Source organism: Segatella copri, assembly GCF_009494835.1.
Taxonomy (GTDB): Bacteria; Bacteroidota; Bacteroidia; order Bacteroidales; family Bacteroidaceae; genus Prevotella; species Prevotella copri_F.
Window position 1 is genome coordinate 1 of sequence record NZ_VZBE01000003.1, and the last position, 9,171, is coordinate 9,171.

Genomic DNA, 9,171 nt, shown 5'->3' on the forward strand with positions numbered 1-9,171 from the left:
ATTATCAGGAGATTATGGACAGGGACAACTTCGTCACTGCCGACAAGGTGAAGAATGCCTTTCTTGGTTTGGAGTATCGTTGCCATACACTGATGAAAGTCTATTCCCAAAGCCGTGATGAAATGGAAAAGCAATATAAGGCTGGCATGAAGGCTTTGAGTACATACACGAAGTATAGAATCGGGTGTGCCTATGTGGGCGAGTTCTTGCAGACGCATTACCATGTGAAGGATATTGCTCTGAAAGAGTTATCGCTGCCTTTTATCACAGACTACGAGACTTTTCTCAGAACCGACAAGCACTTGAAGATAAACTCTGCGATGGTGTTTGTCCGCAATCTCCGTGCAATGGTATTCCGTGCCATAGATAATGAATGGCTCGTAAAAGACCCATTCAGACGATATGAGTACAAGGAAGAAGAGACCACAAGAGAATTTCTGAGCAAAGAAGAGATTCACCTGTTGATGGAGACACCTATCACAAGAAAGAAGATGAGCATGGTGCGTGACTTGTTCCTGTTCTGTTGTTTTACAGGCCTCGCTTTCATTGATCTGTACAACTTGAAGGAAGAGAACATCAAGGAATTTTTCGATGAAGGTGAATGGATTGTTATCCATCGACAGAAGACAGGAACGGAAGCCAACATCAAGTTGCTTGATTATCCCAAGCAGATTATGGAAAAATACCGTGGATTGTGTGAAGACGGCAGGGCGTTTCCAGTACCCAACTACCAAAGTTGTATGGATTCGCTCAAAAGACTGGGCAAAAAATGTGGTATCACCAAGCCGCTGTCCTGGCACGTGGCGAGTCACAGTAAATTCTTTTATTTATTGAATATCAGCGAGTTGAGTATTTTAAAGAATGTGACTGCTAACGATTTAGAAACGAGCTATATTCTTTTTCTTTCACAACTTTGCAATATACAAAGAACGCTTTGATTTCGTGTGCAAAGTTAAATCTAATTTCTGAAAAACAACATTTTATGCTGTGATTTTACAAAATATTAAGATTAGTCTTTGCAAAGGTAAAAGAGTAGTTACCAACAGTAATTTTCATGTAACGTCATTTTAAGAGTATGGCAAAAAGAACATATTCATAAACGCATATATGTATCTTGCCATATTGGGAAATCAATTGCTTAGTTCCATTTTTGCAGATTATATTTCTATTTTGTCTAAATTACGACGGAATACAGCAGATATTCAAGGGATTTGGATGGATTATCAAAATAAAACGTTATTTTTGTAGCATAAAAACGATAAAAACATGAAATTAAATCGTATAAGAGCAGTCTTAGAGGACAAAGGGATAAGCCAAACATGGCTTGCAAAGAAGTTGGGAAGAAGTTTCAGTACGGTCAATGCTTATGTATGCAACCGCTCTCAACCCAACCTTACCACACTTCTTGAAATTGCGCAGTTGTTGTCTGTGGATATGAAAGAACTTATCACAGACGAGAAAGAACGTAATGATTAAAGTAATTATGGAATAACAATATGAAAATAAATAAATTAATCCATATAGTCTTGGCGATAAATATCGGGGTGTTATGCTTTGCCCTAATGGCCTGTTCATCTTCCAAAATGAATTTGGTAGATGAATACTACATATATTCACCCGATGAGTTTCATGAAACATATTATTTGAAATGTAAGTTGTCTGGTGACAGAGACCATGAAATAGATAGTTTACATACAGTATATTGGAATGATTCCGCCATCATTTTGGGACGAGGTGAAGGTAAGGAGAACTGGTGGCTTATCCAAGCGGCAAGTTCTAACTTGAAATGTTGTAATAATGATATTATAAAAGGTCCTTTTTCTAAACAGTATATACAGAAATATATACAGAAAGGAAAGTATAAGAAAAAGATTTTACAATAAAATGGAGTTTTGTATCATATAATAACATGAAGTCATCAGAATTAAGCAAGCTCATGAGAAAGTTGAATCTCCCCGATAAGTTCAAGAAAAAGGGGCGATTAGCATATTATACATTGGCTCATAAAACTGGGGCAATGGTGTTGGTTGGATTCTATTTGGATAATTCCATAGACCCAAATTCGTTCTTCGTCAACTATTTCGCTCAATGCCTTTATGCGCCATTTAGCACTTATAATTTCAGCTTAGGGGGCAGGCTCGGCTCTTATTGTGATATTAATAGAATGTCTGAACTTCAAGACAAACTGAATGAATTTGATGTGTTTGATAAGCTGAATACATTTGAGGACATTCTGCTTTTCCTTAAAAAACATCCGTACTATGGCTCAAGTTCTGGTCGTGACGAATACTATGCTTTGACCTATTACATTTTGGAAGACTATCGCAAGTCGGTGTCCTTTTTGGATAAAATAATCTCGTTGAGAAAGAGGGAAGATTACAACCTATTCTTAGATAAGATAGAGAACGCTCGATTGCTGAAAGATTATATAGAAAGAGGCGATTACGATAAAGGTGTTAGTCAAATCTTGGAATGGCAAGAGCAAACGATGAACGGAATAAAATTGTAGGAATCATGAAGAAACGAAGGAAAGACGATGACGACTCTTGTTTGGTGCAGTTTGTCAAAACCATATTGTTGTTAGCTTGTGTATATTGGGGACTTATTACGGCGATGCGAACAGTCGATGATAGTTGGTGGCTCATCGGAGGAATAGCAGTAGTTTCCTATCTGCTTGTCAAGCTGTTCAAGGATGACGACTATGTTTCAATGCATACGTGTACCCTTGCCGTTGTATTGGGGGCGATAATCTTCACCACAAACTTTTATTTCCCGATTTCTACGCAACAACGCCAAGCTGTTATCCAAGACCTTTACGGTTCGGGAGGCAAGATGAGGACAACGCGATGTGTTCTTCGTTTTACGGACAATGGACAAAAGGTAAATGTCAGTGGAGGATTCAACAAGGAAGACTATCATGTGGGCGACACCGTAACCGTTACCTATCAGCACGGATGCCTCGGAATGGATGTGGTGAGATACGTCAAATGATATTAGTGCAATGATTAACGCAAGGCTCAAATAAACACAATTATGGAAGAAAAAATAAAGTTAAGAGATAAACTGGTAGATATTGCGTTACAATGGCAAGCAAGTTTTGGGGTTGCACCATCTATTACAAGTTCCATTTCTGAATATGATGCTGCAATGTTGGTTGGTATGTCTGAAAAAGAATATTCTGACTACATGAAAGATAAAACTGCTGTTGCCAAAGGGGCGGATTTCGTTTATAGAAATATAAGGTATCAAGTAAAAGCCAATCGTCCAAGCGGTAAAAAAGGAAGTAAAGTAACGATGGTTCCCAAAGCCTCGAACTACGAATGGGACAGGTTAATTTAGATATTATATGACAAAAATTATGTAATGCAAGAAGCATGGGAATGGTATATGAAAGACTATAAAATGGCGTTTGAAAACAAAAAAAGATTATCTCCCCCAGACTACAGGAGGGGGTATTGCTTGTATCATAGGTAACTGGAAATCGTGGATTCAAAAACAAAGATTATGGAAGAACGGAAAATACAACAACTCAATCGGTTCAAAATAGAGAAGGAAAACACCATACAGTATCCCATAAAAGAATTATTGAAAGATTCCATTAACGACTGGATATTGTCTGACATCCAACAGATAAATATGAAATTGGGGCAAGAACTTAGACTAATTTCAAAAGTAAACAACAAGGATGATATAAAAAGGCTAAAATGCTTCGTAAAAAATAACAAAAGCAATTTACCCTCTATGCTTTATGATGAACTTAAATCCGAAGTTAAAGAAATTGCAGAAGACTTTGAATGGGGGCGTAGCAAAGACGGACAAATAATTTTGGAGATAGAAAATTGGATAGAAAAGGCAAGATTACGCCTCAGAGAAGAATATCCCGATACTCTCATCTACATAGGACGTGGTTGGGTAAATCCCATGGAACTAATCATTGGAGGTGTCGTCGATGATGATGACACTCAAAAGTTTTTTGAGAACTATTTCAACAGCCAAAATCCACCAGTTCCTATTCATTTCAAAATAATTGTTCAAAACGAAGAATAAACCAAGTAAGAAATCATGAACAACGATATTTTGCTTTCTACGAAATTTAAATCCATAGGAGAGGACGCTACTGTCAGTATGCCCTCCCAAATAAAGGCATTGTTTGGCATGAACCCACAAATTGACGTTCGCTTGATAGACTATGACTATATAGGAGATGCAAAAGATGATGATTATACCTCCTTTGCAGAGAAATTATATAAGGCAAATCCTAATGCTCATTACATATTGGTTACGCATTCCAATGAACTTAAAGACAGTTTGTTGGTAAGAAAAACTTTTCATTTTGATTTGACTGGATTTTATTTCAGTGAAGAAATCCAAACTTGGAGTGTTCCCATAAGCAACAATACCATCGTGTTCTTGGGCGTTATAGAAATAGAAACTTTTGAAGATTTAAAGACTGCAATTAGATTCTTGTTTTCAGGAATATATGATTTCCAAAACTTCCTAATACAACATGGTAGTACCTTTGCAAAAAGCGAGATTGTGAACCTCTTGGAAAGGGCTTTGCTTCCCATAAAGAATAGGTATGGGGAAAATCAAGACGTAATTATATCTATGGCCTCAGTATGCCAGCATAAAAAAGATATAATGGTTTTATATCCTTATGGTGGTACAGATTTCGGAAGTTTTATGCTATTTGTTGTGTAGTTTGGATATAATCTGCATAACAGCATTGTTATTTTCCACAACTCTGTGCAATTATCCGGTTTTGTCATTTCAAGAGTATGGCAAAAGAACAAATATTCATTGCAAACATGCATCTTTCCGTGTTGGAAAATCAATTGCTTAGTTCCATTTTTGCAGATTATATTTCTATTTTGTCTAAATTACGACGGAATACAGATATTCAAGGGATTTGGATGGATTATCAAAATAAAACGTTATTTTTGTAGTATAAAAACGATAAAAATATGAAGTTAAGCACTATGAGAGAAATAAATCCCAAAGAAACCACCCGTGCATATGCATTTGAGCTTTGGATGAAAGCCCCGATGCCAATGGTTACGTTTTTCAAGATTTTGGATGTCAGTCGTCTTGTTAAAATCAGCAAAAAGTCAGGTATGAAATTCAATATGCTGATGTGCTGGTGCATCGGCAAAGCGGCAAGCAGTATCAAGGAATTTTATATGCTGCCTGTCGGAGACAAATTGATGCAATATGATGCTATTGCGGTTAATACCATTGTTATGAACAAGGACAATGAGGTCAGTTCATGTGATGTGCCGTTTTCTGAAGATTTGCAGCTATTCAATGAAGATTATCTGAAATTGACAACGGAAGTAGCCCGAAGCTGTGAGAACCACGATTTGACAGAAAGCATGGTAATAGGGACTTCCGCACTGGCCCAATATGAAATTGACGGTGCGGTAGGTATGTACAGCGGTATCTTCAACAATCCGTTTATGATATGGGGCAAGTACCATAAAGGTTTCTTCAGAACGACACTAACGGTTTCATTCCAATTCCACCACACTCAAATGGACGGGGCACATGCTGCAAAGTTCCTGGATCGCCTGCAGCAGGAAATCAATAAATTACTTGTGTAGCGATGAATATGGAAAAACAAAGATTGATACTTCGTTCCTGGACAGAACACGATGCAGAGTCTCTTTATAATTATGCCAAAGTTCTAGCTATCGGCCCTATTGCAGGATGGCCTCCTCATACATCTGTGGAAAACAAAAACAAAAAAATATACAGGAAAAATTAGACAAAAATCCGGATTATGTAATGTGTAAAAAATAACTTCCGCAGTTTTGCGGTTAAGAGCAACATTTGACGAGATAGTTCCATTTGGAGAGCTCATCATCAAAAATGATACGTTTGCTCTTGTTTGATTCGTAAGATTCTTCAATGGGGCTTTTCGTTTCATACGTTCTTTGATTTATTGTAGCGATAATGGAGAGTCCTTTCTTTGTGACGGTAGCCTCTGCTCTGAGAGTGTAAGCTAAACTGTGTCATGCTATCACTGTTATAGTTTAATGCAGTTTATTTGCATTTTGTTCAGTATAGTTTTCCCAATAATGAAGATTTATACTATTTTCTCCATTTAAATAAAAATCCGTGGATAAGCCTATGATTACCCACGTTTTTTTTGTTGGTATGCTCGGCATGAGCTTATCTAATGGGGCAAGTCCCTAATAAGCATGGTGTGGGAGGTCGGTAAATGTGAAAATAGGAGGCAACTGCCTTTTATGATTAGCATTTACCTCCTACCCGATTCGAAGCGAAGAATGCGCTTGTACCCGTTGGTCGTTGTCTATTATTTCTGATTAATTTTCTTTTTAATTTCATTCACCTCTTTAAATAGGCTATTAGCAATGCTATCTTTAATTGCTGCCATCTGTATCATTTCGTTATGATAGCGAATTGAGTCCTCGTAAATATTTACATGAGTTCTCACTTTCTCAATAACTTCTTTATTTGGGCATACAGAAAAGTTCTTTTCGATGTATCGAACATTGGGGTCGTCGGATGGAAGCACCATCTTCAATGCCCTATACTTCAAATCTGCCTCCTCCCAATCTTGGTGCTCTCGACATTGGGTGAGATTGCCCCAAATGGAAATGACAAGAGATAGAGCCAAGCCACCTATGAAAAGAAGAATATTCTTTGAGGTTGGCTCGAAGCGATGGGTTACAACCTTCTTTTGAGGTGATTTGTTCATCACTTCAAGTTTATCTTGCAATGCTTTTGAGGAAACATCATTCCCTTGTCTCATCTGCTTGACTGCATCAACCAAGAACTTGCTTCGCTGCTCATTTTTGCCAAGTTCAACCTTAATAAGGTCTGCAAAAACGACAATGGCATCTCTTAATTTGGATATTTTACCTCTGACTTCCTCTTCTTTGATAAACATCGCATTGATTGACTTATCCAACTTGGTTATGTCATTACTTGCTGGAACGTTTTCCGTTCCTGCGTTCTTTGTGGAGTCAGAAAGTTCATCGACTTTCTGCTCCAATCTCTCAACTGTGCCGTAGATGGCTTCCAATAGTTCTTCTTTCATCTTTCTTTTGTTGTTTGAATGGTTTGTAACTTGCATCAAAGGCTAAAGCCTCTTCTGCGTTTCTTCTTTTTCTTCTTGACTGATTCATCCTCTGGAAATTGCTCAAAGGTCTGAGCATTGGCTGGAGCAAAAAGTCCAATGGAAGAAATACCGTCCCAAGGGTCCTGGCTGCTCTCCGATATGGATGGCTCCTGCTCATTCTTGCAACAGCCCTGCTCATATTGCTGAGCAGAGTTGGCACTTGCTGATAAAAGGTTCTCCGTTCCCTCTAATCTCGCATTCAGTTTGCCAAAGCTATAGTCTCGGCTAATCTGCGTACCCTTGAAGCTATATCCGTCTTTACAGAATCGGATACCTTGCACCTTGGTTTGCTCCTTATCCTTATAGACAAACTCTAAGTGAATACCTCGTTTTGCAAGTTCATTCTTGAACTTCTGCCAACTATCTGCGACTTTCAAGGCCTCCTTGACGGCATTGTGAACCTCGTATTTGGCTCGCTCGGCATTGCGTAATTTACGAGTATTAGTATTGCTCTTGTCCGTTCCGTAAGTAAGTCCATATTTGGATTTAAGAGCCTTGGTCACCTGCTCATTACGCCTGTAATCGTGGGTGTCTGATAAGAGTTTGCTCTCATTGTTGATGCGGTTATACACGATATGACAATGTGGATTGTCTGTGTTGTGATGCCTTACGATGATGAATTGAGAATCTTTTATCCCCATCATCTGCATGTATTCAAGGGCTATCTTAGCCATGAATTCATCCGTCAAACGTGGCTTGTCCTCGGGCTTGAAGCTCAAAGCTATGTGCCCCACAGGCTTCTTAATCCTTGGATTTAGCTGTCTTTGCAGCTCAAAACTTTGTACTATCTCGGCATTCGTGCCGAGCAAAACACCATCGGAAGCAAGGATTTTAGCCTCGTCCTTGCCTGTAACATAGCGGACGCAACCACCAAAGAATGCACCTTTCTTTAGCTTGCCTATCATGTGGTATCCTCCTTTCTGCCCATACTGCTTGGCTTCGGTTTATAACTTGCTTGGCGAAACTCGCCAAGGATTTCTTTCAATCTTCTCAACAAGTCCACCACATATACATAGGTTTCATGGAAACCTCTCTGATGCGACAGCTTGGTAAGTTGGTTGAGGTTGTTCGCCATGCCAATGAGATTCTTGGCGATGGCTACCGTCTCTGCATTGTGTCCGCTGACCACCTCGCCGTTCAAGGCGGACTCACGGATGTACTCCGCCAACTTGCGGTTGGCTTTTCTCGCCCTCAGCCTCAGTGCCTCGTAGCTTGGCTTCGAGAACTTCACCGTGACAGACTTCGACAGCTTGTGAATCCTGCCTGTGGGCGGTCTTCCGCCCTTTTTCTTGTCCTGTTCCTGCATGCTTGTCATTCGATATACTGTTTACAGTTGGTACACTTACTTTCTGCGACCGTCGGGAGCAAAATTCCTCCGCCCTCATGGTGGAGCGAGGCGTTTTGGGGTTCCCAAAACATAACCTCGCTCCCTCTCAGAACACGTTAGTTGGAACTACTGCCTTTCAGCTATCCACGCCCAAGGTCGCAGACCTTAATTCTCACAATTTGCGCCAAGCCTCGAAGTCCTCTTCATAAAGGCTTAGGTGGTGGCGCACGATGTTCTCGATGATGCCCGATACGCTCATGCGTCTCCCTCCGAGGATGCGGACGACACGGTCAAGACGGTCTCGTACATCGGAACTGACGAAGACTGGCTTGCGGTCGTCAATCCTTGGAACTTGGAGGAATGTCTGCTGATATTCCTCCAGTGTCGCCTTGCGCTGCTTGCCGCTGATGCGCTTCTGCGGATTCGGTGGCGATTGAACCTCGTTCGTCAGCTCGTCCTCCATGCTGGAGGTTGTTGCAGCCACATTCTCTGTCACAACTTCTAAATCGGAGTTCTCCACCTCTTCAAAGAAAGAGCTATGTTCTTGGGCATAGTCTTTACCATAAGTGGATGATTGAAGCGAAGCCACCACCTCCTGTGTCATTTTCTCCTGCTGTTCAGGAGACATTTTCGTTTCTTTTGTTCTTGCCATAACTTACATTGTTTAAATTGTTGGTATAGTGGTCACGGTATGCGGCTC

At 40.0% G+C, this 9,171-nt stretch carries 14 protein-coding genes and 1 pseudogene; 11 read left to right on the top strand and 4 right to left on the bottom strand.

Annotation, left to right across the window (positions count from 1 at the left end; all coding sequences use genetic code 11):
* From F7D47_RS14665 to F7D47_RS14855, 11 genes and pseudogenes are all read left to right on the top strand, one after another.
* Positions 1 to 938 (top strand): site-specific integrase (locus tag F7D47_RS14665; protein ID WP_228113978.1); only part of this gene is annotated, 938 nt, incomplete at its 5' end.
* 328 nt (positions 939 to 1,266) lie between these two features.
* A complete protein-coding gene (locus F7D47_RS00850; RefSeq protein WP_118081975.1) occupies positions 1,267 to 1,476 on the top strand; it encodes a helix-turn-helix domain-containing protein in 210 nt (69 codons plus the stop codon).
* Between the two features lie 20 nt (positions 1,477 to 1,496).
* Positions 1,497 to 1,883 carry a hypothetical protein gene (locus tag F7D47_RS00855; RefSeq protein WP_153085952.1) on the top strand — a complete coding sequence of 129 codons (387 nt, stop codon included), beginning with the start codon at positions 1,497 to 1,499 and terminating at the stop codon, positions 1,881 to 1,883.
* 26 nt (positions 1,884 to 1,909) lie between these two features.
* A complete protein-coding gene (locus F7D47_RS00860; protein ID WP_153085951.1) occupies positions 1,910 to 2,509 on the top strand; it encodes a hypothetical protein in 600 nt (199 codons plus the stop codon).
* A 5-nt stretch (positions 2,510 to 2,514) separates the two neighbouring features.
* Entirely contained in the window at positions 2,515 to 2,991 is a 477-nt protein-coding gene (locus F7D47_RS00865) for a hypothetical protein (RefSeq protein ID WP_118404545.1), read from the top strand.
* Positions 2,992 to 3,033: 42 nt separating this feature from the next.
* A complete protein-coding gene (locus F7D47_RS00870) occupies positions 3,034 to 3,339 on the top strand; it encodes a hypothetical protein (RefSeq protein WP_228112428.1) in 306 nt (101 codons plus the stop codon).
* Between the two features lie 165 nt (positions 3,340 to 3,504).
* Positions 3,505 to 4,047 carry a hypothetical protein gene (locus F7D47_RS00875; RefSeq protein ID WP_153085950.1) on the top strand — a complete coding sequence of 181 codons (543 nt, stop codon included), beginning with the start codon at positions 3,505 to 3,507 and terminating at the stop codon, positions 4,045 to 4,047.
* 15 nt (positions 4,048 to 4,062) lie between these two features.
* Positions 4,063 to 4,701: a hypothetical protein gene (locus F7D47_RS00880; RefSeq protein WP_153085949.1), complete on the top strand. Its 639-nt coding sequence runs from the start codon at positions 4,063 to 4,065 to the stop codon at positions 4,699 to 4,701.
* Positions 4,702 to 4,778: 77 nt separating this feature from the next.
* Positions 4,779 to 4,946, top strand: a complete 168-nt coding sequence (locus tag F7D47_RS00885) for a hypothetical protein (RefSeq protein ID WP_153085948.1) — start codon at positions 4,779 to 4,781, stop codon at positions 4,944 to 4,946.
* A gap of 33 nt (positions 4,947 to 4,979) precedes the next feature.
* Complete coding sequence (locus tag F7D47_RS00890; RefSeq protein ID WP_153085967.1) at positions 4,980 to 5,600, top strand: CatA-like O-acetyltransferase, family 2; 621 nt, start codon at positions 4,980 to 4,982, stop codon at positions 5,598 to 5,600.
* Between the two features lie 2 nt (positions 5,601 to 5,602).
* Positions 5,603 to 5,749, top strand: a pseudogene (locus tag F7D47_RS14855) (N-acetyltransferase); the annotation flags it as partial.
* Positions 5,750 to 6,316: 567 nt separating this feature from the next.
* On the opposite strand, the gene F7D47_RS00900 reads toward F7D47_RS14855, so the two are convergent.
* The 4 genes from F7D47_RS00900 to F7D47_RS00915 form a co-directional block, all read right to left on the bottom strand.
* On the bottom strand, positions 6,317 to 7,063 hold the full coding sequence (locus F7D47_RS00900) for a hypothetical protein (protein WP_153085946.1): 747 nt from the start codon (positions 7,061 to 7,063) through the stop codon (positions 6,317 to 6,319).
* 35 nt (positions 7,064 to 7,098) lie between these two features.
* On the bottom strand, positions 7,099 to 8,049 hold the full coding sequence (locus F7D47_RS00905) for a relaxase/mobilization nuclease domain-containing protein (RefSeq protein ID WP_153085945.1): 951 nt from the start codon (positions 8,047 to 8,049) through the stop codon (positions 7,099 to 7,101).
* Positions 8,046 to 8,459: a plasmid mobilization protein gene (locus F7D47_RS00910; RefSeq protein WP_153085944.1), complete on the bottom strand. Its 414-nt coding sequence runs from the start codon at positions 8,457 to 8,459 to the stop codon at positions 8,046 to 8,048. Before F7D47_RS00910 ends, F7D47_RS00905 begins: the two co-directional genes overlap by 4 nt.
* Positions 8,460 to 8,643: 184 nt before the next feature.
* Positions 8,644 to 9,123 carry a DUF3408 domain-containing protein gene (locus F7D47_RS00915; protein WP_153108133.1) on the bottom strand — a complete coding sequence of 160 codons (480 nt, stop codon included), beginning with the start codon at positions 9,121 to 9,123 and terminating at the stop codon, positions 8,644 to 8,646.
* Positions 9,124 to 9,171 lie beyond the last annotated feature (48 nt).